The 26044-nt window shown below is 67.8% G+C and carries 24 protein-coding genes and 1 tRNA gene; 13 read left to right on the top strand and 12 right to left on the bottom strand.

Annotated elements, in window-relative coordinates; genetic code table 11:
• Positions 1-120 precede the first annotated feature (120 nt).
• Both WT97_RS28715 and WT97_RS28710 read left to right on the top strand, forming a co-directional pair.
• Positions 121-197 (top strand) — tRNA-Asp (locus WT97_RS28715).
• A 350-nt stretch (positions 198-547) separates the two neighbouring features.
• On the top strand, positions 548-1012 hold the full coding sequence (locus WT97_RS28710; protein WP_034207694.1) for a GNAT family N-acetyltransferase: 465 nt from the start codon (positions 548-550) through the stop codon (positions 1010-1012).
• A gap of 25 nt (positions 1013-1037) precedes the next feature.
• On the opposite strand, the gene WT97_RS28705 is transcribed toward WT97_RS28710, so the two are convergent.
• Entirely contained in the window at positions 1038-1916 is an 879-nt protein-coding gene (locus WT97_RS28705; protein WP_059505850.1) for a helix-turn-helix domain-containing protein, read from the bottom strand.
• 269 nt (positions 1917-2185) lie between these two features.
• On the opposite strand from WT97_RS28705, the gene WT97_RS28700 reads away from it, so the two are divergent.
• Positions 2186-2599, top strand: coding sequence for a gamma-glutamylcyclotransferase (locus tag WT97_RS28700; RefSeq protein ID WP_060033709.1), 414 nt, complete (start codon positions 2186-2188; stop codon positions 2597-2599).
• A 127-nt stretch (positions 2600-2726) separates the two neighbouring features.
• Here WT97_RS28700 and aceB read toward each other — a convergent pair whose 3' ends face one another.
• A complete protein-coding gene (gene aceB / locus WT97_RS28695) occupies positions 2727-4319 on the bottom strand; it encodes a malate synthase A (protein ID WP_060354865.1) in 1593 nt (530 codons plus the stop codon).
• Between the two features lie 65 nt (positions 4320-4384).
• The gene (locus WT97_RS28690) at positions 4385-5146 is read right to left on the bottom strand and encodes a haloacid dehalogenase type II (RefSeq protein ID WP_060354859.1); all 762 of its coding nucleotides are present in this window, start codon (positions 5144-5146) and stop codon (positions 4385-4387) included.
• A 155-nt stretch (positions 5147-5301) separates the two neighbouring features.
• Between WT97_RS28690 and WT97_RS28685 the strand changes: the two genes are divergently transcribed.
• Both WT97_RS28685 and WT97_RS28680 read left to right on the top strand, forming a co-directional pair.
• Positions 5302-6207 (top strand): LysR family transcriptional regulator, encoded by a 906-nt coding sequence (locus tag WT97_RS28685; protein ID WP_059790546.1) that lies wholly within the window; start codon positions 5302-5304, stop codon positions 6205-6207.
• 156 nt (positions 6208-6363) lie between these two features.
• The gene (locus WT97_RS28680) at positions 6364-6798 is read left to right on the top strand and encodes a universal stress protein (RefSeq protein WP_059506097.1); all 435 of its coding nucleotides are present in this window, start codon (positions 6364-6366) and stop codon (positions 6796-6798) included.
• Between the two features lie 209 nt (positions 6799-7007).
• Here WT97_RS28680 and aceA read toward each other — a convergent pair whose 3' ends face one another.
• The 3 genes from aceA to WT97_RS28665 form a co-directional block, all read right to left on the bottom strand.
• On the bottom strand, positions 7008-8315 hold the full coding sequence (aceA, locus tag WT97_RS28675; protein WP_060354858.1) for an isocitrate lyase: 1308 nt from the start codon (positions 8313-8315) through the stop codon (positions 7008-7010).
• 398 nt (positions 8316-8713) lie between these two features.
• Complete coding sequence (locus WT97_RS28670; protein ID WP_059505860.1) at positions 8714-10264, bottom strand: DEAD/DEAH box helicase; 1551 nt, start codon at positions 10262-10264, stop codon at positions 8714-8716.
• A gap of 360 nt (positions 10265-10624) precedes the next feature.
• Positions 10625-10894 carry an acyl-CoA-binding protein gene (locus WT97_RS28665; RefSeq protein ID WP_059505862.1) on the bottom strand — a complete coding sequence of 90 codons (270 nt, stop codon included), beginning with the start codon at positions 10892-10894 and terminating at the stop codon, positions 10625-10627.
• A gap of 147 nt (positions 10895-11041) precedes the next feature.
• On the opposite strand from WT97_RS28665, the gene tsaB reads away from it, so the two are divergent.
• The 4 genes from tsaB to WT97_RS28645 are packed head-to-tail and all read left to right on the top strand — an operon-like array spanning position 11042 to position 14295.
• Entirely contained in the window at positions 11042-11809 is a 768-nt protein-coding gene (gene tsaB / locus WT97_RS28660; protein WP_060354857.1) for a tRNA (adenosine(37)-N6)-threonylcarbamoyltransferase complex dimerization subunit type 1 TsaB, read from the top strand.
• Positions 11806-12306, top strand: coding sequence for a ribosomal protein S18-alanine N-acetyltransferase (gene rimI, locus WT97_RS28655; RefSeq protein ID WP_059790550.1), 501 nt, complete (start codon positions 11806-11808; stop codon positions 12304-12306). Before tsaB ends, rimI begins: the two co-directional genes overlap by 4 nt.
• Complete coding sequence (locus tag WT97_RS28650) at positions 12293-13333, top strand: uracil-DNA glycosylase (protein ID WP_060354864.1); 1041 nt, start codon at positions 12293-12295, stop codon at positions 13331-13333. Before rimI ends, WT97_RS28650 begins: the two co-directional genes overlap by 14 nt.
• On the top strand, positions 13330-14295 hold the full coding sequence (locus tag WT97_RS28645) for a DUF1853 family protein (protein WP_060354856.1): 966 nt from the start codon (positions 13330-13332) through the stop codon (positions 14293-14295). The genes WT97_RS28650 and WT97_RS28645 overlap by 4 nt, the downstream gene beginning before the upstream one ends.
• Positions 14296-14313: 18 nt before the next feature.
• Here WT97_RS28645 and thiD read toward each other — a convergent pair whose 3' ends face one another.
• Positions 14314-15123, bottom strand: coding sequence for a bifunctional hydroxymethylpyrimidine kinase/phosphomethylpyrimidine kinase (gene thiD / locus WT97_RS28640; RefSeq protein ID WP_059505871.1), 810 nt, complete (start codon positions 15121-15123; stop codon positions 14314-14316).
• Positions 15124-15181: 58 nt separating this feature from the next.
• Complete coding sequence (gene lplT / locus WT97_RS28635) at positions 15182-16489, bottom strand: lysophospholipid transporter LplT (protein WP_059505873.1); 1308 nt, start codon at positions 16487-16489, stop codon at positions 15182-15184.
• A 218-nt stretch (positions 16490-16707) separates the two neighbouring features.
• Between lplT and alr the strand changes: the two genes are divergently transcribed.
• The 3 genes from alr to WT97_RS28620 all read left to right on the top strand — a co-directional run bounded on the left by alr (position 16708) and on the right by WT97_RS28620 (position 19579).
• Positions 16708-17778 (top strand): alanine racemase, encoded by a 1071-nt coding sequence (alr, locus tag WT97_RS28630; protein ID WP_060354855.1) that lies wholly within the window; start codon positions 16708-16710, stop codon positions 17776-17778.
• A gap of 11 nt (positions 17779-17789) precedes the next feature.
• Positions 17790-19166, top strand: coding sequence for a DNA repair protein RadA (gene radA, locus WT97_RS28625; protein WP_034207679.1), 1377 nt, complete (start codon positions 17790-17792; stop codon positions 19164-19166).
• A 146-nt stretch (positions 19167-19312) separates the two neighbouring features.
• Positions 19313-19579 carry a DUF2866 domain-containing protein gene (locus tag WT97_RS28620; protein WP_059505876.1) on the top strand — a complete coding sequence of 89 codons (267 nt, stop codon included), beginning with the start codon at positions 19313-19315 and terminating at the stop codon, positions 19577-19579.
• A 159-nt stretch (positions 19580-19738) separates the two neighbouring features.
• Here WT97_RS28620 and WT97_RS28615 read toward each other — a convergent pair whose 3' ends face one another.
• Positions 19739-21670, bottom strand: coding sequence for an ATP-binding cassette domain-containing protein (locus WT97_RS28615; protein ID WP_059790557.1), 1932 nt, complete (start codon positions 21668-21670; stop codon positions 19739-19741).
• A gap of 136 nt (positions 21671-21806) precedes the next feature.
• Between WT97_RS28615 and WT97_RS28610 the strand changes: the two genes are divergently transcribed.
• Positions 21807-22286 carry a glutathione peroxidase gene (locus WT97_RS28610; protein ID WP_011549528.1) on the top strand — a complete coding sequence of 160 codons (480 nt, stop codon included), beginning with the start codon at positions 21807-21809 and terminating at the stop codon, positions 22284-22286.
• Between the two features lie 57 nt (positions 22287-22343).
• Here the strand turns inward: WT97_RS28610 and cls are convergent, their stop codons facing one another.
• The 3 genes from cls to dapE form a co-directional block, all read right to left on the bottom strand.
• Entirely contained in the window at positions 22344-23783 is a 1440-nt protein-coding gene (cls, locus tag WT97_RS28605; RefSeq protein WP_060354854.1) for a cardiolipin synthase, read from the bottom strand.
• A gap of 145 nt (positions 23784-23928) precedes the next feature.
• On the bottom strand, positions 23929-24837 hold the full coding sequence (prmB, locus tag WT97_RS28600; protein WP_059780841.1) for a 50S ribosomal protein L3 N(5)-glutamine methyltransferase: 909 nt from the start codon (positions 24835-24837) through the stop codon (positions 23929-23931).
• A gap of 11 nt (positions 24838-24848) precedes the next feature.
• A complete protein-coding gene (dapE, locus tag WT97_RS28595) occupies positions 24849-25988 on the bottom strand; it encodes a succinyl-diaminopimelate desuccinylase (protein ID WP_060354853.1) in 1140 nt (379 codons plus the stop codon).
• Positions 25989-26044 lie beyond the last annotated feature (56 nt).

The following is a 26044-nucleotide window of genomic DNA, read 5'->3' as shown; positions in this document are numbered from 1 at the left end:
ACCCTTTCACGGTGAGTACAGGGGTTCGAATCCCCTAGGGGACGCCAGATTTCGGCGTCGTTCGAACAAACGACGCGCCGGCAGGAAGTAACCGACGCCTGCCCGGCAAGCAGCAAGACTGGAGCGGTAGTTCAGTCGGTTAGAATACCGGCCTGTCACGCCGGGGGTCGCGGGTTCGAGTCCCGTCCGCTCCGCCAGAAAATGAAAAAGCCCGCCTCGTGCGGGCTTTTTCATTGATATCGCTCGTCGTGCCCGCTTGCGGGCACGTGACTGCGGGGCGGAGGAAGCCGCCTGCGCGGCTTCCGGCGGGACTCGAAGGGCTGCGCTTGCAAGCGCAGCCGCGGCCTGCGGGACGTAGGCGAGTCCCGTCCGCTCCGCCAGAAAATGAAGAAGCCCGCCTCGTGCGGGCTTTTTCGTTTGCACTTCCGGGTGCGCGTGCCATCCATACCGCGTGCTGCATCGGATGTCGCGACCCTACGAGAAATTCGCGATTGCATCCGCATGCGACTGCGCTATCGTGGCGGGATGTGTTTTCGACTCCTGCGCGATGCTCGATCCGACCGACCTGCGACTCCTGTATCAGCTCCGGCCCGCGGAGCCCGGCGATTTTCCGTATGCCGAAGCGTTGACGCACGGCAACATGGGCGGCTACTACAAGCGCCATGGGCTCGTGTGGCGCAGCGATCTGTTCTATGCGAGCTGGCGCGAATCCGAAAACTTCATCCTCGAGGCCGACGGCGAGCGCATCGGCGTGCTGCGCGTGACCGAGGAGGGCGATTCGCTGCATATCCGCGACGTGCAGATCGCGGCCGGCCATCGCGGCCAGGGCGCCGGCACCTACCTGCTCGAGATGTCGCATCGTTGGGCGCGTGCGCGCGGGCTGCACGAACTGCAGTTGCGCGTGTTCGTCGACAATCCCGCCGCGCATTTGTACCTGCGCATGGGCTACCGGGTCACCGGGCCGCGGCTCGCGCAACTCGGCTCGATCCGCCACATGGTGCGGCCGGTCTGACGGTCCGGCGCGCCGGAGCAAGTGATCAGCGGGCCGTGTCGATCGCGTCGTCGTCTGGCGTTTCGCTGTCCGCGGCGGCACCGTCCGGGCCTCGATGCTCGTAGCCGCGCAGCATGAACGCGCGCGGGCTTTCGCCGAACGCACGACGGAACATGGCCGAGAACGCGCTCTGGCTCTGGTAGCCGAGCTCACGCGCGATATGCGACAGCGGGCGCCCCTGGTTCAGCAGCGGGATCGCCCGCGCGAGCAGCGCCTGCTGGCGCCACTGCGAAAAACTCACGCCCAGTTCCTGCTTGAAGAGCCGCGATATCGTGCGCGTGCTCGCGCCGACCTCGCTCGCCCAGTGCTCGAGCGACTCCGCGTGCGCGGGGTGCGCGAGTACCGATTCGCACAGCAGGCGCAGCCGTTTCTCGTCGGGCATCGGCACCGCGAGCGGCAACGGTTCGGCATGACTCAGCTCGTCGAGCACGAGCCCGCACAGCAGGCGCTCGCGCGCGGCGCTCAGGTCGCGCGCATCGAGTGCGACGATAAGTTCGCGCAGCAGCCCCGTCACCTCGACGACGCGGCATGCATCGAGCCCGCCCGGCACGATCGACTCGTCGATATACAGCGTGCGCAAATAGGCCTCTTCGACGATCACGACCTCGTGCGTCACGCGCGGCGGCACCCAGATCGCACGGGACGGCGGCACCATCCAGGTCGTGCCGGTCGTCGCGACGCGCAGCACGCCGCGCGACGCGTACGCGAGCTGCGCCCATGCATGCGTGTGCAGCGGAATGCGGCGGCCGGCATCGACCTGCCGTGCGCGTACCCGCATCGGATGGACGGCCGTCGGCGCGAATTCCGGCGGAATGTCGATGACGTCGTACGGGTTCGATACGTCGGCTTGGGCGGGCGGATTCATGAACGGTTCGGGCAGCGCAGCGGCGATGCCGTTATTTTAGAAGGCGCCGCATAAGCGCATGCGGCGGTTTTTCGGGCCATCATGCCGGGTTCAAATGAACTTTGTGTGGGCATCGGCGAATCCGGGGCGACCGCCCGCGGTCGCCCGCCCCCGGCGGTTCGAACCATCGGGGCGGTATCGCGGTCTATCGATGCGTGCGCAATTGCACGCCGATCGCACGCCGATCGCCCGCGAACACGGCAACATACGAATTGAAGAGGAGAACCACGATGCGCCACGTATTCGTCTATGGCACCTTGAGAGCCGGACAGGCCAACGACATCGGCGAGGCGGCCGCCCGTCACGGAATCGCCGCGCCGACGCTGCTGGGCGCGGCCGCGCTGCCGGGCGAGCTGTACGATTTCGGCACGTACCCGGGCATGCTCGCCGGGCCGGCCGGCAAGTCGCTGGTCTGGGGCGACGTCTACGAGATCGACGAGCGGCTCATCCCGGTACTCGACGAGATCGAGCGCGTCTATCCGGGCGTCGACTCGCTGTTCAAACCGGAAGAGGTGACCGTCGAACTCGGCGGCCGGCAGTACGCGTGCCTGTATTATCCGGTTGCCGCGCATGCGGCGGCGGGGCGCCCGCGCATCCCGTCCGGCGACTGGGTTCAGTACCGGCGCGAGCAGGAAACCGCCTGAGCTTGCTTGCGGACGGCGGCTGGAATCGCCGTAAAAAAGAAAGCGCCCCGCGGGGCGCTTTTTCGTGCTGCCGTCGCATGCGACCGCCGGTACGGCGTGGCCGGCCGGCGACGCAACGGCGTCGTCGTCAGATTTCCTCGTACAGCGGCAGCGTCAGGAATTCGGTGAAGCCTTCCGACGTCGACATCTGCTCGAAGATAGACGCTGCGCGTTCGTACGGCTGCGTGTTGCCGCCGACCGAGCGCTTTACGTTGTCGAGCTCGATTTTCGCGAATTCACGCACGAGTTCGGCCGTGACCTTGCGGCCGTCGTCGAGCACGCCCTTCGGCGAGCGGATCCATTGCCATACCTGCGAGCGGGAAATCTCGGCCGTGGCCGCGTCTTCCATCAGGTTGTGGATCGGCACGCAGCCGTTGCCGTCGAGCCACGCGCCGAGGTAGTGGATCCCGACGTTGATGTTGTTGCGCAGTCCGGCTTCGGTGATCGGCGCTTCCGGCTGGAAGTCGAGCAGGTTCCTGCCTTCGACCTGCACGTCGTCGCGCTGCTTCGCGATCTGGTTCGGCTTGTCGCCGAGCACCTTGACGAACTCTTCCATCGCGATCGGCACGAGGCCCGGGTGCGCGACCCAGCCGCCGTCGTAGCCGTCGGTCGCGTCGCGCTGCTTGTCCGAGCGCACGCCGCCCATCGCCTTGTCGTTCGCTTCCGGATCGTTCTTGATCGGGATCAGCGCACTCATCCCGCCGATCGCCGGCGCGTTGCGCTTGTGGCAGGTCTTCAGCAGCAGCAGCGCATACGCACGCATGAACGGCACCGTCATCGTGATCTTCGAACGGTCGGCCAGGCAGAAGTCGCGATCGTTCTTGAACTTCTTGATCGCCGAGAAGATGTAGTCCCAGCGGCCGGCGTTCAGGCCCGAGCTGTGTTCGCGCAGTTCGTACAGGATCTCGTCCATCTCGAACGCGGCGAGGATCGTCTCGATCAGCACCGTCGCGCGGATCGTGCCGCGCGGCACGCCGATCGCTTCCTGCGCGGCAACGAAGATGTCGTTCCAGAGGCGCGCCTCGAGATGGCTTTCCATCTTCGGCAGGTAGAAGTACGGGCCCGAGCCGCGCGCGATCAGTTCCTTCGCGTTGTGGAACAGGAACAGCGCGAAATCGAAGATGCCGCCGGACACGCGCTGGCCGTCGACCGTCACGTGTTTCTCGTCGAGGTGCCAGCCGCGCGGGCGCACGATCAGCGTCGCGACCTTGTCGTTCAGCTTGTACGACTTGCCGTTCTGCTCGAGCGAGATCGTGCGGCGCACCGCGTCCTTCAGGTTGATCTGGCCGTCGATCTGGTTCGTCCAGCTCGGCGCGTTCGAATCCTCGAAGTCCGTCATGTACGAATCGGCGCCCGAGTTCAGCGCGTTGATGATCATCTTGCGCTCGACGGGGCCCGTGATCTCGACCCGCCGGCATTGCAGGTCGGCCGGCAGCGGCGCGACCGTCCAGTCGCCTTCGCGAATCGCCTTCGTCTCGGCCAGGAAGTCCGGGCGCTCGCCCGCGTCGAGGCGTTTCGTGCGCTCGACGCGCGCCTGCAGCAGCGCCCGGCGGCGCGATTCGAACGTGCGGTGCAGCGCCGCGACGAGTGCCAGCGCGTCGGGCGTCAGGATGGCTTCGTAACCCGGCTTGATTTCGCCGGTGATCGTCATGCCTTGCGGCAGCGTGATCGGGGTGCTCATGAGTCTCATCTCCTTGGTCGGTCAGTTGCGGTTTCGGTGAAGGGGGAAGGCGGCAGCGGCGAACGTCATGCACCCGGGCCGGGGCGCGTGCGGTTTGCGGATCTGCCGGACGGAGCCGGGGTGGCGAGGAAGGCGAGCAGGTCGGCCATGCCGGTGCCCGTGCCGTCGGGCGGCGCGCCGAGTTCCTCGGCGGGCGCGCCCGTGCGGTTGAGCCAGAACGTCGTATAGCCGAACCAGGTGGCGCCGGCGACGTCCCACGCGTTCGACGACACGAACACGATGTCGCGCGGGTTCGGCCCGAACGCGGCGGTGCCGAGCGCGTAGGCGGCCGGGCTCGGCTTGTACGCGCGTACGGTGTCGGCCGACAGCACGCGATCGAACAGTCCGGACATGCCGGCGCTCTTGATCGCGATGTCGAGCATTTGCGGGGTGCCGTTCGACAGGATCGCGAGCGGCGGGCGCGGGTCGAGCGCGCGCAGCTTGCGCAGCGCGGGCACCGTGTCGGGATAGGTGGACAGGCACGCGTATTCGTCCATCAGCCGCTTCTCGGCCGCGCTGTTCAGCGCGAGCCCGAGCCGGCGCGCGGCGAACCGCAGCGCATCGAGCGTGATGTCCCGGAACGGGCGATAGCGGGCGCCGGCCGGGTCGGCGAGCGTGCGCAACTGCGAGTATTCGATCTGCTTGCGGCGCCACAGCTGCGACAGCCGTTCCCCGTGACCGGGAAACATCTGCTCTGCCGCGGCCAGCACGGCGCGCACGTCGAACAACGTGCCGAATGCGTCGAAAAGGATGGCGTCGGGAGAGGAGAGTGTCGTTGTGGCCGACATAGCCTTGCGCTCCAGTTTCAGAGGTCGGATCGATTCTATTCGTGATCGAAGGTGCTAAAAAAGACGCTAATCATCACTTGATCTTTTACTTTCATATACCTAATCTTGGCGGCTCAAGCCATTTGAAGGGCGGCGACGCCGTTCTTGCGAGAGTCATGGACCGGTTCAAACAGATCGAAACGTTCGCCGCGGTCGCGGCGAAAGGCAGCCTGTCGGCGGCTGCGCACGCGGAAGGCGTCGCGCCGGCGATCATCGGCCGCCGCCTCGACGCGCTCGAGGAGCGGCTCGGCGTGAAGCTCCTGGTGCGCACGACGCGCAAGCTCACGCTGACGTTCGAGGGTTCGGCGTTCCTGGAGGACTGCCAGCGCATCATCAACGACATGCAGAACGCGGAGGCGAGCGTGTCCGCCGGCGGCGTCAAGGCGAGCGGCCACCTGCGGATTTCCGCGCCGGCCGGCTTCGGCCGGCGGCACGTCGCGCCGCTCGTGCCCGAATTCAGCGTCGGGCACCCGGACGTGTCGGTCACGCTCGACCTGTCCGACCGGATGGTCGACCTCGTCAACGAAGGGTTCGATTGCGCGGTGCGGCTCGGCGAGCTGCCCGATTCGTCGCTGGTGTCGCTCAAGCTCGGCGAGAACCGCCGCGTGTGCGTCGCGTCCCCTGCGTATCTCGCGCGGCGCGGCACGCCCGCCACGCTCGCGGAACTCGCTCGCCACAACTGCCTCGCGCTCGCGGCGAATGCGAACCAGCAGCGCGGCTGGTCGTTCCAGGAGGACGGCAAGGTCGTGTCGATCCGCGTGAACGGCACGATGGAATGCTCGGACGGCGCGGTGCTGCACGAGTGGTGCCTCGAAGGCCACGGGCTCGCGTGGCGCTCGTGGTGGGAAGTCGGCGAGGACATCGCGGCCGGCCGGCTCGTCAGCGTGCTCGACGCGTTCGCCGCGCCGCCGATCGGCATCCATGCGGTGTTTCCGCAGCGCCGGCATTTGCCGCTGCGGGTGCGCCTGTTTCTCGATTACCTGAAGCACACGTACGAGCGGCCCGGCTATTGGGGCGAGTAGGCGACACCCGCCCGCGTGTTTCCGATATGAGGGCGAACCCGCTGGCGAGGCGGTGAGCGCGATTTCGCACACTACAATCGTAAGAGGCATGCTCGCCGTGTCGCGGCCGGCTCGGCTGGATTCGCGGCGCGCGTGCGATTGACGAAGGAGGGCGCGATGTTCCGGCACATCCTCGTTCCAACCGACGGTTCCGAACTGTCGAAGAAGGCGATCGACGGTGCGATCGACCTGGCTCGTGCGGTCGGCGCGCGCGTGACGGCCTACGCGTGCTTGCCGCAATACCCGTACTCGCCGTTTTCCGAAGTGATCATCGAGCCGCCCGCCGATTTCCGCGCACGCAGCGAGCGCGAGGCGCGTGCGCATCTCGACGAGGTGGAAGCGGCCGCGAAGGCGGCCGGGGTCGCGTGCGACACGTGGACGAGCGTGCATCCGTCGCCGTATCTCGGCATCATCGAGGCGGCCGAGCGCGGCGGCTGCGACGTGATCTTCATGGCGTCCCACGGACGCCGCGGGCTCGGCAGCCTGCTGATCGGCAGCGAGACGCAGCGCGTGCTGACCCATACGAAAATTCCGGTGATCGTCTATCGTTAGGGCGGCGCCGGCCGTGGCAGGGCGGGCTGCGCCGTCGAAAAAGGGCGCGCCGGACGAAGCCGGCGCGCATCGTTGCTGGCGGCCCGCAGGCCGCGCGGCCGGTCGCGCAATGGGACTCGCGCGCCTGCCGTCTCCTCCCTGATTGTTGTCCGGTGGCCGATGCCGCGGCGTCGCGAGACGCGGCGGCATCGGCGTCACGCTCGCGCGTGTTACGCGACCTTCTTGCCGTCGAAGAACTGTTCGTCCTCGGTCGAGCCATGCAGCGCGGTCGTCGACGCTTCGCGTTCGACCGTCTGCGTCACCGCGTCGAAGTAGCCGGTGCCGACCTCGCGCTGGTGCTTGACGGCTGTGAAGCCCTTGTCGGCTGCCGCGAACTCCGCCTGCTGCAGTTCGACGAATGCGCTCATCTGCGTGCGTGCGTAGCCGTGCGCGAGGTTGAACATCGAGTAGTTCAGCGCATGGAAGCCGGCCAGCGTAATGAACTGGAACTTGTAGCCCATCGCGCCGAGCTCCTTCTGGAACTTCGCGATCGTCGCGTCGTCGAGGTTCTTCTTCCAGTTGAACGACGGCGAGCAGTTGTACGACAGCAGCTTGCCCGGGAATTGCTTGTGGATCGCTTCCGCGAACCTCTTCGCGTACTCGAGATCGGGCTTGCCGGTTTCGCACCAGATCAGGTCCGCGTACGGCGCGTACGCGAGGCCGCGCGAGATGGCCTGTTCGAGGCCCGGCTTCGTGCGGAAGAAGCCTTCCACCGTGCGCTCGCCCGTCAGGAACGGCTTGTCGTTGTCGTCGATGTCGGACGTGATCAGGTCGGCCGCTTCCGCGTCGGTGCGGGCTACCAGCACGGTCGGCGTGCCCATCACGTCGGCCGCGAGACGCGCGGCCGACAGCTTCGCGACGGCTTCGCGTGTCGGCACGAGCACCTTGCCGCCCATGTGGCCGCATTTCTTCACCGATGCGAGCTGGTCTTCGAAGTGAACGCCCGATGCGCCGGCCTCGATCATCGCCTTCATCAGTTCGAATGCATTCAGCACGCCGCCGAAGCCGGCTTCCGCATCGGCGACGATCGGCGCGAAGAAATCGACGTAGCCTTCGTCGCCCGGGTTCTTGCCTTCCGACCACTGGATCTGGTCGGCGCGCGTCAGCGTGTTGTTGATGCGCTTCACGACGAGCGGCACCGAGTTGGCCGGGTACAGCGACTGGTCCGGGTACATTTCGCCCGCGACGTTCGCGTCGCCGGCCACTTGCCAGCCGGACAGGTAGATGGCCTTCAGGCCGGCCTTCACCTGCTGCATCGCCTGATTGCCGGTCAGTGCGCCGAGTGCGTTGACGAACGGCTCGTTGTTGATGAGGCTCCACAGTTTTTCCGCGCCGCGCTTGGCCAGCGTGTGCTCGATCGGGATCGAGCCGCGCAGGCGGACCACGTCCTCAGCCAAGTAGTTGCGCTTGATGCCCTTCCAGCGCGGATCGGTTTCCCATTGCTGCTGCAGTTCCTGTGCCTGTTGCTGACGCGACATGATGAGCTCCTTGATGCGGTGTAGGCGTGACGGCCGAATCTGACGGTGGTGATGCCGTTCGCGAAGCGGGGAAGCGGTGCATTCCGTTTCGCGAAGTCTTGTATAAGAGTCTAGGCAAATCGGCGGGAGCGAAACAGGGGCTATTTCGGGAGGCGGTGAATTTTTTAGTTGTTTTGAATCAATGGCTTGCCGAATTAATTTCGAGATAAGAAATGCGTTTTCCTATCCCGCAATCGCGCGGCTTGTGCCTTGCAGCATGATTTTTTACGACGCAAAAAAATTTTCCGCATCGTGAAATTGGCGGCGAGGCAAAAAAACCGGCGCGGATGCGCCGGTTGGCTGGATGGCCGGGGTTGCCGATCCGCAGGGCGGCCGCGGGCCGCCCGTGTGTGCTTACCTTACGATGCCGAATTGCCGCGGCGCGGGCCGCCGCTGCGCTGACCGTCGCGACGCGGGCCGCCGTCACGGCTGCCGCCGGGCTTGCCGCTCCAGCCGCCACCATTGCCGCCGCCGTAGCTGCGGCCGGCGCCGTTGCCGTTGCCCGCATAACCGCCGCCCGGCTTGCCGCCGAAACGACGACCGCCGTTACCGCCACCCGGGCGGCCGCGGCCGCCGTTGCCGCCGTTGCGCGGGGGAGCCTTGCGCGGCTCGAAACCTTCGATCACGTTGACCGGCAGCGGCGAGCGCACGAAGCGCTCGATGCGCTTGAGCGCGCCTTGCTCGGCATGATGCACGAGGCTCACCGCGATACCCGAACGGCCTGCGCGACCGGTACGGCCGATACGGTGCACGTAGTCTTCCGCGAACTTCGGCAGATCGTAGTTGAACACGTGCGTGATGCCCGGGATGTCGATGCCGCGGGCCGCGACGTCGGTGGCCACCAGCACGCGCACGCGGCGCTCGCGCAGCGCACGAATCGTGCGGTTACGCGCGCCTTGCGGCAGGTCGCCGTGCAGCGCGGCCGATTCGAAGCCTGCGTCGGCGAGACGGCCGGCGAGCTGATCGGCGTCGATCTTGGTCGCCGTGAAGATGATCGCCTGGTCGAGCGCGTCGTCGCGCAGCAGGTGATCGAGCAGGCGATCCTTGTGGTCGCGATCGTCGACGTAATGGACGGTCTGCGCGATATTTGCGCGCGACTCGAGGCGCTGCTGGATCTCGATGCGCTCCGGGTCCTTCAGCAGGCGGCTCGTCAGCGAACCGATCTTGCCGTCGAGCGTGGCCGAGAACAGCATCGTCTGGCGCGATTCCGGCGTGGCGGCGACGATCGTTTCGATGTCTTCGATGAAGCCCATGTCGAGCATGCGGTCGGCTTCGTCGAGCACGAGCATCTTCAGTTCCGACAGGTCGATGCGGCCGCGCTCGAGGTGATCGAGCAGGCGGCCCGGCGTGGCGACCAGGATTTCCGGGTTCTTCGCGAGCAGCATCAGCTGCTGGCCGTAGGCGACGCCGCCGAGAATGCTGACCGTGCGCAGGCGCTTCAGATGCTTGCCGTACGTCGATGCGGCCGTCGTGACCTGCATCGCGAGTTCGCGGGTCGGCGTCAGCACGAGCAGGCCCGGGCGCGCGACGGGTTGCGGGCGGCGCACGCGGCGGTCGCCCTGGTTCGGTTCACGCGGCGCGCGCGGCTGCTGCGCCTGCGTCTTCTGGAGCTGCGCGAAACGTTCGATCGCGGGCAGCATGAATGCGGCCGTCTTGCCCGAACCGGTCGGGCTCGACACCAGCAGGTCGCGGCCGGCGATGCCGGCCGGAATCGCGCGCTGCTGGACCGGCGTCGGCTTCACGTAGCCGGCGGCCTGCAGCGCGGAGACGATCTCCGGCGACAACCCGAGCGACGCGAAGCTCGGCTCGTCCGACGCCGGTTCGACTGCGGCCGGTGCGGCGGCGGCGTCGAGACCGAGCGCCTGGTCGGCGATCGCGTTGAGCGGGCTGGAGTTGATGCTCGAAGTCATAACAATCCTTGAAACAACACAGTGGGTGAAACGTCGGCGCCAATCGCGCATACCCAAGTCGTCGGATTCAGCGAGCAAATCGGGAAACGGGTGCAATCCGCCGAACCGTCGGCGGATGAGGCATTAGAAGCTGTTTTGGGTGCGGCGCGCTTCAGGAGCGGGACCGCCAGCCTAGTTGACGACCGCGAGGGTCGAAGCAGGAGGGGACAGGTTCTAAACCGGATTGGAGCTTAACGCTACGAGGCGTCGGGCCGGAACGGCTTGCGAGCCGAGCGCGGGAGGTGACGCAGGCCGCATTATAGAGAAATTTGCTGCGCTGCGCCACTGATTTGATTGCCGATTGCGGCGAGGGCGATCCGGTCAGGACGCCGTGCCGTTTTTCAGCGATTCGACGAGTTCGATGTACTGCTGCTTCGCCGCATCCTGCGACGTGCCCTTCAGTGCGTCCCACGCATCGTACTTGTATTTGCCCACGATGTCGGTGAAGCCGGGCTTGTCGCCGTGCGCATCGCCGTCGGTCGCCTGCTTGAAGAGCGCGTACAGGCGCAGCAGGGTCAGGTTGCCCGGCCGCTCCGTCAGTTGCTTGACGTCGATCTGGGCCTGGTCGAATCGGGCGGTGAGGTCGCTCATCGGGTGTCTCCGTAAGGGTTTCAGATCGGCCGATCTTAACAAGCGAGCCGTCGCGCGGGGTCGAGCGATCCTTCCAAACCGCGGCCGGCGCCGCGCGTGCGCACAGATCGGACCCGATCGCCCGTGGGAGCGGGGCGGCGCATTACAATGTCGGCCATGACGCAAACAGTGCTCCTCGCTATCGATACGTCGACCGAATACTGCTCGGTCGCGCTGCTGCGCTCGGCCCAGGCCGATGACGCCGTTCCCACCCCGCAAACCTGGGTTCGTCACGAGCCGACGGGCGCCGTGTCGAGCACGCGCGTGCTGCCGGCGATCCAGGAACTCTTCGCCGAATCGGGGCTGACGCTCGCCGATTGCGACGCGATCGCGTTCGGCGCGGGCCCCGGCTCGTTCACGGGCCTGCGTACCGCGACGGGCATTACCCAGGGCCTCGCGTTCGGGAGCGGGCTGCCGGTCGTGCCGATCGGCACGCTGCTCGCATGCGCCGAGCACGCGCGGCTGCGCGCACCCGGCACGGCCCGTGTGCTCGCCGCGCTCGACGCGCGGATGGACGAAGCCTACTGGGCGGATTTCGCGTGGGACGACGGCGCCGGCGACTGGCGCACGGTGCATCCGGCGTCGCTCGACGCACCGGGTGCGGTCGGCGTACCCGACGCGCCGTTCACGCTCGCCGGCAATGCGGCCGCGGCATTCGGCGCGCAATTGCCGGCCGCCGCGCGGGCCGCCGCGATCGACGGCGACGCGCTGCCGCATGCGCTGGCGGTCGCGCATGCCGCGCTGCGCGCGTTCCGCGCGGGGCGTGCGGTGCCGGCCGACCGGGCCGCGCCCGAATACGTGCGTGACAAGGTCGCGCAGACCACGGCCGAGCGCATCGCGGCACGGGCCGCGCAGACGGGCGGAGCGAAGGGATGACGGGTGTCCTGCTGAGCGACCGCTATCTGGCGCCGATGACGGACGCCGATCTCGACGAGGTCGTCGCGATCGAGCAGGTCGCGTACGAATTCCCGTGGAGCCGCGGCAACTTCGAGGATTCGTTGCGCAACGGCTATCTGGGCGTGTGCCTGCGGCACGTGACCGGGTCGCTCGTCGGCTATTGCGTGCTGATGCCCGTGATCGACGAGATGCATTTGCTGAACCTGTGCGTCGCGCCGGCCGCGCAGCATGCGGGCGCGGGCCTCGCGCTGCTGCGCGAGGCGGTGCGCATTTCGCGCGCGGAGCGGCTCGACGGCGTGCTGCTCGAGGTGCGGCCGTCCAATCCGCGCGCGATTCGTCTGTACGAGCGCTTCGGCTTCGTGACGATAGGCCGGCGCAAGAACTACTATCCGGCGAAGCATCGCAGCCGGGAGGACGCGATCGTGATGCGTCTGACGCTGAACAAGGACGAGGGGGATGCGCATGGCGTGGGCTGAAGCGGCGCTCGAGGAACTGGGCCTCGCGCAGATCTGGGTACGGCGCGGGCAACGCGCGGGCGAGGGTGCGGCAGCCGACGCGCGTGCCGTCGCGCCAACCGCGGCGGCCGACGACGGTCCCGTCGTCGCGGCCGATCGGCCGACGCGTGCGGCGCGTGCACCGGGGCAGGACGACGCGCCAGCGGCCGTCGCGCGTGGCGCTGCCGGCGGCTTGCCGGCTCGCGAGTCGCGGGCGCCGGCGCCGGCGCACGGTGTCGTCGATGGCGATCGCCCGCCCGCGCAGGCCGTATCGTCCGCCTCGGCCGCATCGCCCGATACGATGCCGCCGAAGGCTGATGCGTCGCCCGCTGCGGACGACGATTTCGCATGGTTCGACGCGGCGCCGCAGGACGATTCCGTGCCGGCCGTCGAATCGCGTCCCGCCGGCACACCGGTCGCCGCGCTCGACTGGGATGCGCTGGCCGCGCGCGTGGCGGACTGCACGCTGTGCCGTCTGTGCGAGAAGCGGACCAACACCGTGTTCGGGGTAGGCGACCGCGAAGCGGACTGGATGCTGATCGGCGAAGCGCCGGGCGAGAACGAGGACAAGCAGGGCGAGCCGTTCGTCGGCCAGGCCGGCAAGCTGCTCGACAACATGCTGCAGTCGCTGTCGCTCAAGCGCGGCGACAACGTGTACATCGCGAACGTGATCAAGTGCCGTCCGCCTGGCAACCGCAACCCGGAGCCGGACGAGGTCGCGAGCTGCGAGCCTTATCTGCAGCGCCAGGTCGCGCTCGTGAAGCCGAAGCTGATTGTCGCGCTCGGCCGTTTTGCCGCGCAGACGCTGCTGAAGACGGACGCGAGCATCGCGTCGCTGCGCGGCCGCGTGCATGCGTACGAGGGCGTGCCGGTGATCGTCACTTACCACCCGGCCTACCTGCTGCGCAGCCTGCAGGACAAGTCGAAGGCGTGGGCCGACCTGTGCCTCGCGCGCGACACGTTCCGGCGTGCGGAAGGCGCCGACGCGAACGGCCCGACCGGGCAATGACGACTGGCGCGGCGTGCGCGTTCGTCGATACGCTGCATGACGTCGCGGTGCGCGACCTGGGCTGGCTACTGGCCAGCCCGAGCCTGCTCACCGCAGTGCCGGGCGCACCGCTCGCACGCCCCTGGCCGGACGCGGCCGGGCAAGCGGCCGGGCAAGCGTGGCTCGCCGCGCTCGATGCACGGCCGGAGCCGCTGCATCGCGCGCTCGACGGGTTTCGGCCCACCCGGCTCGGACGCTACGCCGAATGCCTGCTCGAGTGTTTTCTGACGCACGGGCCGTCGCTGCGGCTCGTCGCGGCCAATCTGCCGCTGCGCAGCAACGGCCGCACGCTCGGCGAAGTCGATTTTCTCGTCGATGCGCCGGACGGCCGGCGCCTGCATTGGGAACTCGCGGTGAAGTGCTATCTGTGCGCGCCGGTCCGCGACGGCGCGTCGCTCGCCGACTTCGTCGGCCCCAATCTCGTCGACCGGTTCGATCGCAAGCGCAGCCGGCTGCTCGACCACCAGTTGCGGCTGGGCGAACACGACGGCTTTGCCCGGCTTGGCTACGGCGCGCCGTCCGACGCGCAGATGTTCATCAAGGGCTGGCTGTTCCATCCGTACGGCACACCGGTATCGCCGGTGTCCGCCGAAATCGCGCCGGACCACCCGCGCGGTTTCTGGTTGACGCACGCGCAGTGGCCGGCGTGGGCGGCCGCGCAGCGTGACGGCGCGGCATGGAGCGTGTTGCCGAGGCTGGCGTGGCTGGCGCCGCGGCGAGCCGCCGCCGGCGCAGGTGTCGAGCCCGAGCCGCTGGCGAGCGCACCGGAACTGCCGCCCGTGCTGGCGATGCGCCAGGCGCCCGACCTGATCGGCATCCATGAAAAGGGCCGCGACGGCACGTGGCACGAGACGGCGCGCGGTTTCGTCGTGCCCGACGACTGGCCGGCGCGCGCGCAGGCGTTCGCGGCGCAGGATCGCTGACGCCGCGTCAGCCGGCGCTCACCACCAGCGATGAAAGTGATGGACCGGGCCGACGCCGTGGCCGACGTCGAGCTGGCCGCTCGCGGCGATCGCGCCGGTCAGGTAGGTCTTGGCGTCGCGTACCGCGCTTTCCAGGTCGGGCCGCTGCGGCAGCAGCGCGGCGATCGCCGACGACAGCGTGCAGCCGGTGCCGTGCGTGTTGCCGACCGGCAGGCGCGCGCCGTCGAGCCGCACGGTGCGTGTCGCGTCGACGAGCCAGTCGGGGCTCGCGGACGCGTCGGGCAAGTGGCCGCCCTTCATCAACACGGCGCGCGCACCCGTCTGCAGCAAGGTCTGGCCTTGCCGGACCATGTCGTCTTCGGTGGACGCGGGCGCATCGTTCAGCAAGGCGGCCGCTTCGGGCAGGTTCGGCGTGACGACCGTCGCGAGCGGCAGCAGCGTGTCGCGCAGCGCGTCGACGGCATCGGGCGCGAGCAGCGCGTGGGCGCTCTTCGAGATCATCACCGTGTCGAGCACGACGAAGCGCGGCGCGTGACGGCGCAGCGCGTCGGCGACCGCGTGCACGATCGCCGCGTTGGCGAGCATCCCGATCTTGACCGCATCGATGCGGATGTCGTCGAACACCGCGTCGAGTTGCGCGGTGACGAATGCGGCGTCCGGCGCATGCACGCCCGTCACGCCGCGCGTGTTCTGCGCGGTCAGCGCGGTGATCACGCTCGCGCCATACGCGCCGAGCGCGGAAAACGTCTTCAGGTCGGCCTGGATGCCTGCGCCGCCGCCCGAATCGGAGCCGGCGATCGTCAGGATGTTGGGTATCGGGTGCGTCATGAGGGCAACGTGCCGGTTCGACGACCGGCGCCGGCGGACGAAAACGGAAAGTGTAGCGTCAGTGCCGCGATTCGCCGATCAGCGCAACCGAGTCGAACTGACGCTGGTTCGCCTGGTGGCGGCGCATCACGAGCCACATCGTCAGGCAGACGAACGTGCCGAACAGCACGATCACGACGCCGACCGGCACGTCGAGCCACACGAGCACCGCATACAGGCACAGCATCACGAGCACCGACAGGTTCTCGTTGAAGTTCTGCACCGCGATCGAATGGCCGGCCGACAGCAGCACGTGGCCGCGATGCTGCAGCAGCGCGTTCATCGGCACGACGAAGTAGCCGGACAGCGCGCCGACGCCGATCAGGAAGATGTAGGCGACGATCAGGTAGAACGGCAGGCGCAGATGGCCGAAGTGCACGGCCCAGTGCGACGGGAACAGGTCGCGCGTGTAGAACGCCATCAGCATCACCGCGATGCCCATGACGATGCCGACGGGCAGCACGGTCAGCGACTTCTTCAGCGGAATCCGGGCGGCGGCGGCGATCGCGCCGGCCGCGACGCCGACCGCGACCACGGCCTGCAGGATCGCGCCTTCGGACAGCGACATGTTGAGCGATACCTCGGCCCATTTCAGCACGATGAACTGCAGCGTCGCGCCGGCCCCCCAGAACAGCGTGGTGACCGCGAGCGAAATCTGGCCGAGCTTGTCGCGCCAGAGCACCATGAAGCAGTCGGCGAAATCGGTGAGCAGCTTGACCGGGCCGCGTTCCTGCTTCGGATAGCGGGCGCCCGTGTCGGGAATGCGCAGGTTGAACAGCGCGGCGACCACGTAGATCGCCATGATGATCGCCATCGCGGCTTCGGCGGGCGTGCCGATCCAGGCGGGCGTGTGCGCGATCACGTGCGATGCGATGTGCGGGCTGATCAGCGCGCCGCCGAGCACGGTGCCGAGGATGATCGAGCTGACGGTCGTGCCTTCGATCCAGCCGTTCGCGGCGACCAGCCGGTCGGCCGGCAGCAGTTCGGTGAGAATCCCGTACTTGGCGGGCGAGTAGGCCGCCGCGCCGAAACCGACGATCCCGTATGCAATCAGCGGGTGGGCGCCGAACAGCATGATCATGCAGCCGACCACCTTGATCGAGTTGGTGATGAACATCACGCGGCCCTTCGGGCGCGAATCCGCGAACGCACCGACATACGCCGCCAACACCACATACGACAACACGAAGAACAGCTTCAGCAGCGGTGTCATCCAGTTGGGGGCGTGGAGGTCTTTCAGCAGGGCGATGGCGGCGATGAGAAGCGCATTGTCGGCCAGCGACGAGAAAAACTGCGCGGCCATGATGGTGTAAAAACCTTTTTTCATCTGATGCGATGCTTTCGTCGCTGCGGCAGGGCCGCGTAGGCCGCCTGGTATGCGATCGGCTTATTCCGTTCGAAATGGGTTGTGCGCACGGCTTTATAACACGAAAATACGGCAATTCGGACTAGCAAGATTCCCCGATCGTTCCGCCAATTGTCGGCTTCGGTGCTCAAAAGGCGCGGTAAGCTGATGATTCGCAAGCGTCTTTACGTAAATTTCCCATGCCGCGCCCGATCTCCGCCACCATCCACACCGCCGCTCTGGCGAACAATCTCTCCGTCGTCCGCCGCTATGCCGGCCCGTCCAAGGTCTGGGCGGTCGTCAAGGCGAACGCATACGGCCACGGGCTCGCGCGCGTGTTCCCCGGCCTGCGCGGCACCGACGGGTTCGGGCTGCTCGACCTCGACGAAGCCGTCAAGCTGCGCGAGCTCGGCTGGGCCGGCCCGATCCTGCTGCTCGAAGGCTTCTTCCGCTCGACCGACATCGACGTGATCGATCGCTACAGCCTGACGACGACCGTCCACAACGACGAGCAGATGCGGATGCTGGAGACGGCGCGGCTGTCGAAGCCCGTCAACGTGCAGCTCAAGATGAACAGCGGGATGAACCGGCTCGGTTACGTGCCGGAGAAGTACCGTGCCGCGTGGGAGCGCGCCCGCGCGTGCCCGGGCATCGGCCAGATCACGTTGATGACCCATTTTTCGGACGCGGACAACGAGCGCGGCGTCGCCGAGCAGCTCTCGACGTTCGAGCGCGGCGCGGAAAACATCGCCGGCGCGCGCAGTCTCGCGAATTCGGCGGCCGTGCTGTGGCATCCGGACACGCACTTCGACTGGGTGCGGCCGGGGATCGTGCTGTACGGGGCGTCGCCGTCCGGGCTGTCGTCCGATATCGCCGACACGGGGTTGAAGCCCGCGATGACGCTCGCGTCCGAGCTGATCGCGGTGCAGACGATCGAGAAGGGCCAGGCGATCGGCTATGGCTCGACGTTCTCCGCGCAGGCGCGGATGCGGATCGGCGTCGTCGCGTGCGGCTACGCGGACGGCTATCCGCGCGTCGCGCCGGAAGGCACGCCGGTGATCGTCGACGGCATCCGCACGCGGATCGTCGGTCGCGTGTCGATGGACATGATCACCGTCGACCTGACGCCGTGCCCGCAGGCCGGCGTCGGCGCACGCGTCGAGCTGTGGGGCAACGCGCTGCCGATCGACGACGTCGCGCGCCATTGCGGCACGATCGGCTACGAGCTGATGTGCGCGGTTGCCGCGCGCGTGCCGGTGCGAGCGGAATAAGGGCGTCGCGCGTGGCCAAACAGAAAACCGTTTACGTCTGCAGCGAGTGCGGCGGACAGACCCCCAAGTGGCAGGGCCAGTGCCCGTCGTGCCAGGCCTGGAACACCCTCGTCGAATCGGTCGCCGAATCGCCGGCGGCCCATCGTTTCCAGTCGCTCGCGAAGCGGGCGCCGGTGCAGCGTCTCGTCGACATCGAGGCCGCCGACGTACCGCGCTTCTCGACCGGCATCGGCGAATTCGACCGCGTGCTGGGCGGCGGGCTGGTCCCCGGCGGCGTCGTGCTGATCGGCGGCGATCCGGGCATCGGCAAGTCGACGCTGCTGCTGCAGTCGCTCGCGGATATCGCGAGCGAGCGGCGCGCGCTCTATATCAGCGGCGAGGAATCGGCCGCGCAGATCGCGTTGCGTGCGCAACGGCTCGCGCTGCTGGACGGCGGCGCGCCGGCGGCCGAACTGAAGCTGCTCGCCGAGATCCAGCTCGAGAAGATCCAGGCCGCGATCGATGCGGAGCGGCCGGACGTGGCCGTCATCGACTCGATCCAGACCGTCTATTCGGACGCGCTCACGTCGGCGCCCGGCTCGGTCGCGCAGGTGCGCGAATGCGCGGCGCAGCTCACGCGCATCGCGAAACAGTCGGGCACCGCGATCATCATGGTCGGGCACGTGACGAAAGAAGGCAACCTGGCCGGGCCGCGCGTGCTCGAGCACATCGTCGACACGGTGCTGTATTTCGAGGGCGACACGCATTCGTCGTTCCGGCTCGTGCGTGCGTTCAAGAACCGCTTCGGCGCAGTCAACGAGCTCGGCGTGTTCGCGATGACCGAGCGCGGGCTGCGCGGCGTAGCCAACCCGTCCGCGTTGTTCCTATCGCAACACGAGCAGGTCGTGCCCGGTTCGTGCGTGCTCGTCACGCAGGAAGGCACGCGGCCGCTGCTCGTCGAAATCCAGGCGCTCGTCGATACGGCGCACGTGCCGAACCCGCGCCGGCTCGCAGTCGGCCTCGAGCAAAACCGGCTCGCGATGCTGCTCGCGGTGCTGCACCGGCACGCGGGCATCGCGTGCTTCGACCAGGACGTGTTCCTGAATGCGGTGGGCGGCGTGAAGATCACCGAACCGGCCGCCGACCTCGCGGTGCTGCTCGCGATTCACTCGTCGATGCGCAACAAGGCGCTGCCGAAAGGGCTGATCGTGTTCGGCGAGGTGGGGTTGGCAGGCGAGATCCGGCCGTCTCCGCGCGGGCAGGAACGACTGCGCGAAGCGGCGAAGCTCGGCTTCACGTCCGCGCTGATTCCGAAGGCGAATGCGCCGAAACAGGCGATCGAAGGGCTGAACGTGATGGCCGTCGAGCGGCTCGAGCAGGCGATCGACCGCGTGCGCGATCTCGAATGAGCGAGCCGGCGCGTGCGGGCCGGGCGTCGCCGGACGATCTGTCGCGTAATTCACTGTAAAGAATATGTAGGCTGCTGTAACCCGCCGGACATCGCTTTTCCCTATCCTTTGCCGGATTGTCGAACCGCGCAATGCGAAGGGAACCTATGTTGAAATCGTATGGGGAAGCGCCTGGCGGACGCCTTTACAACCTGCGCGGCTGCCGCGTGTCGGAGCCGATTCGCCAGCCGTGGGGCGGCGGATGCCGGATCGTCGAATGGATCGACGAAGAAGGGCGCCTGGCGCGCAAGGTCGTGTCCGAGGATGTGACGGAAGCGGAAGTCGTCGCGGCGATTCGCCGGCCGACCAAAGGGCGCCGATACCTGATGGGCGACGACGAGCAGATGCCGCGCGACACGCTGCCGCGCCGCTGAGCGGATCGCGCGGCGGGCCGACGCAGCAGTGACCGACGAGGCCGGGCCATGTGCCCGGCTTCGTCGTTTTCGCGGCCGGGCCGTTTCGTCGGGCATGGACGCTCCGACGCACCGCGCCGCCGATGACGCGATCGTCGGCTGACGGCCCGGCGGCCGCGGTCAGCCGATCTGCTCGAGTTCTTCCTGCGCGGCGAGCCAGTCGGCCTCGACCGTCTCGAGCCGCGTGTTGACCTCGCCTAGCTTGCGGATCGCGTCGGTCAGTTCCGTCTTGCGCGCGGCCTCGTAGCTCGCCGGATCGGCGACGAACGCATCGAGGCGAGCCTTCTCCGCGTGTAGCGCTTCCATTTCCTTTTCGAGCTTCGTGATGCGGTTCTGCAGCGGCTTCTTCAACTGCGACAGCCGCTGGCGTTCCTCGGCCGCCTGGCGCTTCTGATCCTTGCGGTTGACGCCCGGATCGGCACCCGCGGCGGCCGCGCTGTCGGCCTTCGCGGCCGCGCGCTGCTCGGCCGCATGCTGCAGCAGCCAGTCGCGGTAGTCGTCGAGGTCGCCGTCGAACGGCTGCAGCCGGTGCTTCGCGACCAGCATGAACTGGTCGGTCGTCGCGCGCAGCAGGTGACGGTCGTGCGACACGAGGATCAGCGTGCCTTCGAACTGCGCGAGCGCCATCGTCAGCGCGTGGCGCGTCTCCAGGTCGAGGTGGTTCGTCGGTTCGTCGAGCAGCAGCAGGTTCGGCTTCTGCCAGATGATCAGGGCCAGTGCGAGGCGCGCTTTTTCGCCGCCCGAGAACGGCCCGACCGGGCTGGTCGCCATGTCGCCCGAGAAATTGAAGCCGCCGAGGAAGTCGCGCAATTCCTGCTCGCGCGTGTCGGGCGCGAGCCGCGCCAGGTGCGCGAGCGGCGAATCGTCTTCGCGCAGCGTTTCGAGCTGGTGCTGCGCGAAATAGCCGATCGTCAGCCCCTTGCCGTCGCGCACGTGCCCCGACAGCGGCGCGAGCGTGCCGGCCAGTGTCTTGATCAGCGTCGACTTGCCCTGACCGTTCGCACCCAACAGGCCGATGCGCTGGCCGTTCTGGATCGACAGTGCGACGCGCTCGACGATCGGGATGTCCGCTCCGTCGTCGGCGTGGTAGCCGCAACGGACGTCCTCCATCACCATCATCGGGTTCGGTGCGGCATCGGGCGTGCGGAATTCGAACGTGAACGGCGACGCGATGTGCGCGGGCGCGATCAGTTCCATCTTCTCGAGCGCCTTCATTCGGCTTTGCGCCTGCTTGGCCTTCGTCGCCTTGGCCTTGAAGCGGTCGACGAAGCTCTGCAGGTGCTCGATCGTCTTCTGCTGCTTTTCGTATGCGCTTTGCTGCAGCGCCAGTTGCTGCGCGCGCAGCACTTCGAACTGCGAGTAGTTGCCGCCGTAGCGCTTCACCTGGCGGTTTTCCAGATGCAGCGTGACGTTGCAGATCGAATCGAGGAATTCGCGGTCGTGCGAGATCACGACGAGCGTGCCGGGGTAGCGGTGCAACCAGTCTTCGAGCCACACGATCGCATCGAGGTCGAGGTGGTTCGTCGGTTCGTCGAGCAGCAGCAGGTCGGAGCGGCACATCAGCGCCTGCGCGAGGTTCAGCCGCATGCGCCAGCCGCCGGAGAAGCTCGCGACGGATTCGCGGGTTTGCGCGAGCGTGAAGCCGAGGCCGAGCAGCAGCGCTTCGGCGCGGGCCGGCGCGGTGTATCCGTCGGCATCGGCGAACGCCGCGTGCGCGTCGGCTTCGGCGGCGCCGTCATGCGCGGCCGAAGCGGCGGCGATGCGGGCCTCGATCTCGCGCAGCGCGACATCGCCGTCGAGCGTGTAGTCGAGCGCCGAGCGGTCGACTGCGGGCGTTTCCTGCGACACGTGGGCGATCCGCCACGACGGCGGCATCGAGAAATCGCCTCCGTCGGAATGCAGCTCGCCGCGCAGGACGGAAAACAGCGTCGACTTGCCGGCGCCGTTCGCGCCGATCAGGCCGGCTTTCTCGCCGGGATTGAGCACGAACGAGGTCGACTCGAACAGCGGCTTGGTGCCGCGCGCAAGGCTGAACTGATTGAAACGGATCACGGCGGAAATGACTGGCCAAAACCGCTATTCTAGACCGCGCACCGGTCGTGCCGGGCATCGGCCGCTCGGCCGATGCCGCAACGGCGCAATTTCGCCTAGACTCCACGTCGATCCGGTTTCGTATAAGGAGTACCCGATGTCCACCCTGTATTCGTTCAGCGCAGAGACGCTCGCCGGTGCGCCGGTATCGCTCGATGCGTATCGCGGCAAGGTGCTGCTGATCGTCAATACCGCGAGCGAGTGCGGTTTCACGCCGCAGTACGCGGGTCTGCAGAAGCTGTACGACCAGTACGCGGCGCGCGGCTTCTTCGTGCTCGGCTTCCCGTGCAACCAGTTCGGCAAGCAGGAGCCGGGCGACGCCGCGCAGATCGGTGCGTTCTGCGAGCGCAACTACGGCGTCACGTTCCCGATGTTCGCGAAAATCGACGTGAAGGGCGACCATGCGCATCCGCTGTATCGCTACCTGACCGACGAGGCGCCCGGCATTCTCGGCCTCAAGGCGATCAAGTGGAATTTCACGAAATTCCTGATCGACCGCGAAGGGCGCATCGTCAAGCGCTACGCGCCGTCCACCAAGCCCGACGAGATCGCCGCGGACATCGACAAACTGCTGTGACGGCGCAGCGCGGCGTGCGCCGCGCCGGTGCAGCGGGCGCGGCGCTCGTCAGGGCCGCTACAGGATCGGCGCGAACAGCCGCGCGACGTGCATCGCGATGCGCCGCCACGCGGGCGACTGCCGGTATTCGTCAGCATCGACCTGGTACGCCAGCGCGAAGTCGGCATCGAGCATCGTCTCGACCTCGTCGGCGAACGCCGGGTCGACGGTCAGCACCATGATCTCGAAATTGAGGCGGAACGAGCGGTTGTCGAGATTCGCGCTGCCGATCGCCGCCGCGATGCGGTCGATCAGCACGACCTTCTGGTGCAGGAAGCCGGGCCGGTAGCGGAACACCTTCACGCCCGCATCGACGAGATCGCGCGCGTAAAGCTTCGACGCTTCGAACACGACGTAGTGGTCGCGCCGGCTCGGGATCAGGATGCGTACGTCGACGCCGCGCATCACGGCGAGCTTCAGCGCGCACAGCACGGCTTCGTCGGGAACCAGGTACGGCGTGGTGATCCAGACCCGCTCGCGCGCGGCATTGATCGATTCGACGAAGAACAGCGAGCCGGTTTCCTGCTTGTCGGCCGGCCCCATCGGCACCGCGAGGCAATGCATGGCGTCGCCGGGCTGCGCGGGCGGCGGCAGCGCGATGGGCGGCAGCTTCTGCGTCGCCCAGTGCCAGTCTTCGGCGAACACATACTGGATGCTCGCCACCACGGGGCCGCGTATCTCGATGTGGGTGTCGCGCCATGGCGACAGGCGTGGCTTCGCGCCGAGATATTCGACGCCGACGTTGTGGCCGCCGACGAACGCGCGATTGCCGTCGACGACGACGATCTTGCGATGGTTGCGGAAGTTCAGCTGGAAGCGGTTGACGAATTTCCGGTTGGTCGCGAACGGATGGACCTCGACGCCGCCCCGGCGCAATGCGTCGACGTAGCCGTGCGGCAGGTCGAAGCTGCCGATGCTGTCGTACAGCAGGCAGCAGCGTACGCCGGCGGCCGCGCGCGCGAGCAGCGAGTCGCGCAGCATCCGGCCGAGCGCATCGTCGCGCACGATGAAGAACTGGACGAGCACGTAGTCGCGCGCGGCGTCGATCGCCGACAGGATGGCCGAGAACGTCGCGTCGCCGTTCACGAGCGTGCGCACCGAATTGCCGCCGAGGAACGGCATGCCGCCGAGCCGCGTGAGCGCGAGCACGGCGGCCTGGCCCAGCGCGTCGGCGGCCGGCCCGTCGGTCGCGTCGGCGGTGCGCCACGGCGCGCGCGGTGTGTGCGTGCGCAACATGTCCAGCTCGTGGCGCCGGGCGTCGACGTAGCCGGAGAATTTGCTGCGGCCGAGGAACAGGTACGGAACGAGCGTCAGGTACGGCATGGCCGTGAGCGAGACGGCCCATGCGATCGCGCCTTGCGACGTGCGCGTGTTCATGATTGCGTGGCACGCCGCGACGATCCCGAGCACGTGGATGGTCAGGATCAGGGTGCCGAGATGTAGCCAGTCGAGGGTCATGGGCGCGTCAAGGACTCCCGAAGGGGACTCCGGAGGAGATTCCGGAGGAGATTCCGGAGGTCGTGCGGCCGGGTGGCCGCCTCCGCGCATCTTACCCAACCGGGCGGCGCAACGGTGCGCCGCACGGCGGGCGGTCCGGAAACGCTCAGGCCTTGCGCGGCAGGTCCGACGCCTGGATCAGGAACACGGCGTCGTCGCCCGCGCTGGTGGGCAGCCACGTGAGCTCGAGGCCGCCGAACGCCGCTTCGACGTGCTCGCGCTCGTTGCCGATCTCGACGACGAGCACGCCGTCGTCATGCAGCCAGCGGTGCGCTTCGGCGACGATGCGCCGCACGATGTCCATCCCGTCGTCGCCGCCGGCGAGCGCCATCTCCGGCTCGTGCCGGTATTCGGGCGGTAGCGCGGCCATCGACGCGGCGTTCACGTACGGCGGATTCGTCAGGATCACGTCGTAGCGCGAGTCGGGATCGGTGCGGAACGCGGGCAGCGGGGCGTAGAGGTCGCCGCGGTGCAGCCCGATGCGGTCTTCCAGACCGTAGTCGCGCACGTTGATCTCCGCGACTTCGAGCGCCTTGTCCGACAGGTCGACCGCGTCGATCTCGGCGTTCGGGAACGCGCTCGCCGCGAGGATCGCGAGGCAGCCGGAGCCGGTGCACAGTTCGAGCACCGCGCCGACCTGCTCGGGATCGGCGACGTACGGCTGCAGTCCGTCGTCGAGCAGCTCGCCGATGAACGAGCGCGGCACGATCACGCGTTCGTCGACGTAGAAACGGTGGCCGTGCATCCACGCTTCATGCGTGAGATAGGCGGCCGGCACGCGGTCGGTCGCGCGTCGTTCGATTACCGCGAGCACGGCCGCGATTTCGTCGGGCAGCAGGCGCGCGTCGAGGAACGGCTCGAGCGTGTCGAGCGGCAGGTCGAGCGTATGCAGCACGAGGTAGGCCGCTTCGTCGTACGCGTTGTCGGAGCCGTGGCCGAACGCGAGCTTCGCTTTCGAGAAGCGCGTGACCGCGTAGCGCAGCAGGTCGCGAATTGTGGCGAAAGGTGTCGTCATGCGAGGCTCCGTCAGGCGATCAGTTGTTCGAGCACGCGTCGGTACACGTTCTTCAGCGGGTCGACGAAGCGCACCTCGATGTGCTCGTCGATCTTGTGGATGCTGCCGTTCGGCGGGCCGAACTCGATCACCTGCGGGCAGATGCGCGCGATGAAGCGGCCGTCCGACGTGCCGCCCGTCGTCGACAGCTCGGTCGTGATGCCGGTCTCGGCGCGGATCGCGTTTTCCAGCGCGCCCGACAGTTCGCCGCGCGGCGTGAGGAACGGCAGGCCGCTCACCGACCACTTCAGCGTGTATTCGAGGCCGTGCTTGTCGAGGATCGCGTGCACGCGGGCCTGCAGGCCCTCGACCGTGCTCGCGGTCGAGAAGCGGAAGTTGAACAGCAGGTCGGCGTGGCCGGGGATCACGTTGGTCGCGCCGGTGCCGGCATGCAGGTTCGACACCTGCCAGGTGGTCTGCGGGAAGTATTCGTTGCCTTCATCCCACTGTTCGGCCGCGAGCTCGGCGAGTGCCGGCGCGAGCAGGTGGATCGGGTTCTTCGCGAGGTGCGGATATGCGATGTGGCCTTGCACGCCCTTGACGACGAGTTCGCCGGACATCGATCCGCGGCGGCCGTTCTTGACGACGTCGCCGAGCTCGGCGCTCGACGTCGGCTCGCCGACGATGCAGTAGTCGAGCCGCTCGCCGCGTGCCTGCAGCAGTTCGACGACCTTCACGGTGCCGTCGGTGGCCGGCCCTTCCTCGTCGCTCGTGATCAGGAACGCGATCGCGCCGCGGTGGCCGGGATGGGCCGCGACGAATTCCTCGGATGCGACGACGAACGCCGCGAGCGACGTCTTCATGTCGGCCGCGCCGCGGCCGTACAGCTTGCCGTCGCGATGGGCGGGGATGAACGGCGGCGAGGTCCACTGTTCGAGCGGGCCGGTCGGCACGACATCGGTGTGGCCCGCGAATGCGAGCAGCTTGCCGTCGCGGCCGTCGGTGCCGCGCTTGACGGCCCACAGGTTGGTCACGCCGTGCGACGCGATGGTCTCGCATTCGAAGCCGAGCGCGGCGAGGCGCTCGGTCATGATCTGCTGGCAATGCTGGTCGTCGGGCGTCACGGACGCGCGGGCGATCAGTTGTTCGGTAAGGGCTAGGGTGGCGGACATGGTTCGGACCACTTTCGATAAAAAATGCCGGCGCGGTGGCCGGCAGCGACAGGGCG

Source organism: Burkholderia sp. MSMB1459WGS (assembly GCF_001534535.1).
In the GTDB taxonomy this organism is placed as follows: domain Bacteria; phylum Pseudomonadota; class Gammaproteobacteria; order Burkholderiales; family Burkholderiaceae; genus Burkholderia.
The sequence above is the reverse complement of the archived record's forward strand: the minus strand, read 5'-3'. Positions and strand labels throughout refer to the sequence as shown.

Bases quoted from the DNA above. Each gene is read 5' to 3' on its own strand.
- WT97_RS28710 (WP_034207694.1), top strand. From the start codon at position 548: ATGCTCGATCCGACCGACCTGCGACTCCTGTATCAGCTCCGGCCCGCG.
- WT97_RS28705 (WP_059505850.1), bottom strand. From the start codon at position 1,916: ATGAATCCGCCCGCCCAAGCCGACGTATCGAACCCGTACGACGTCATC.
- WT97_RS28700 (WP_060033709.1), top strand. From the start codon at position 2,186: ATGCGCCACGTATTCGTCTATGGCACCTTGAGAGCCGGACAGGCCAAC.
- aceB (WP_060354865.1), bottom strand. From the start codon at position 4,319: ATGAGCACCCCGATCACGCTGCCGCAAGGCATGACGATCACCGGCGAA.
- WT97_RS28690 (WP_060354859.1), bottom strand. From the start codon at position 5,146: ATGTCGGCCACAACGACACTCTCCTCTCCCGACGCCATCCTTTTCGAC.
- WT97_RS28685 (WP_059790546.1), top strand. From the start codon at position 5,302: ATGGACCGGTTCAAACAGATCGAAACGTTCGCCGCGGTCGCGGCGAAA.
- WT97_RS28680 (WP_059506097.1), top strand. From the start codon at position 6,364: ATGTTCCGGCACATCCTCGTTCCAACCGACGGTTCCGAACTGTCGAAG.
- aceA (WP_060354858.1), bottom strand. From the start codon at position 8,315: ATGTCGCGTCAGCAACAGGCACAGGAACTGCAGCAGCAATGGGAAACC.
- WT97_RS28670 (WP_059505860.1), bottom strand. From the start codon at position 10,264: ATGACTTCGAGCATCAACTCCAGCCCGCTCAACGCGATCGCCGACCAG.
- WT97_RS28665 (WP_059505862.1), bottom strand. From the start codon at position 10,894: ATGAGCGACCTCACCGCCCGATTCGACCAGGCCCAGATCGACGTCAAG.
- tsaB (WP_060354857.1), top strand. From the start codon at position 11,042: ATGTCGGCCATGACGCAAACAGTGCTCCTCGCTATCGATACGTCGACC.
- rimI (WP_059790550.1), top strand. From the start codon at position 11,806: ATGACGGGTGTCCTGCTGAGCGACCGCTATCTGGCGCCGATGACGGAC.
- WT97_RS28650 (WP_060354864.1), top strand. From the start codon at position 12,293: ATGGCGTGGGCTGAAGCGGCGCTCGAGGAACTGGGCCTCGCGCAGATC.
- WT97_RS28645 (WP_060354856.1), top strand. From the start codon at position 13,330: ATGACGACTGGCGCGGCGTGCGCGTTCGTCGATACGCTGCATGACGTC.
- thiD (WP_059505871.1), bottom strand. From the start codon at position 15,123: ATGACGCACCCGATACCCAACATCCTGACGATCGCCGGCTCCGATTCG.
- lplT (WP_059505873.1), bottom strand. From the start codon at position 16,489: ATGAAAAAAGGTTTTTACACCATCATGGCCGCGCAGTTTTTCTCGTCG.
- alr (WP_060354855.1), top strand. From the start codon at position 16,708: ATGCCGCGCCCGATCTCCGCCACCATCCACACCGCCGCTCTGGCGAAC.
- WT97_RS28620 (WP_059505876.1), top strand. From the start codon at position 19,313: ATGTTGAAATCGTATGGGGAAGCGCCTGGCGGACGCCTTTACAACCTG.
- WT97_RS28610 (WP_011549528.1), top strand. From the start codon at position 21,807: ATGTCCACCCTGTATTCGTTCAGCGCAGAGACGCTCGCCGGTGCGCCG.
- cls (WP_060354854.1), bottom strand. From the start codon at position 23,783: ATGACCCTCGACTGGCTACATCTCGGCACCCTGATCCTGACCATCCAC.
- prmB (WP_059780841.1), bottom strand. From the start codon at position 24,837: ATGACGACACCTTTCGCCACAATTCGCGACCTGCTGCGCTACGCGGTC.
- dapE (WP_060354853.1), bottom strand. From the start codon at position 25,988: ATGTCCGCCACCCTAGCCCTTACCGAACAACTGATCGCCCGCGCGTCC.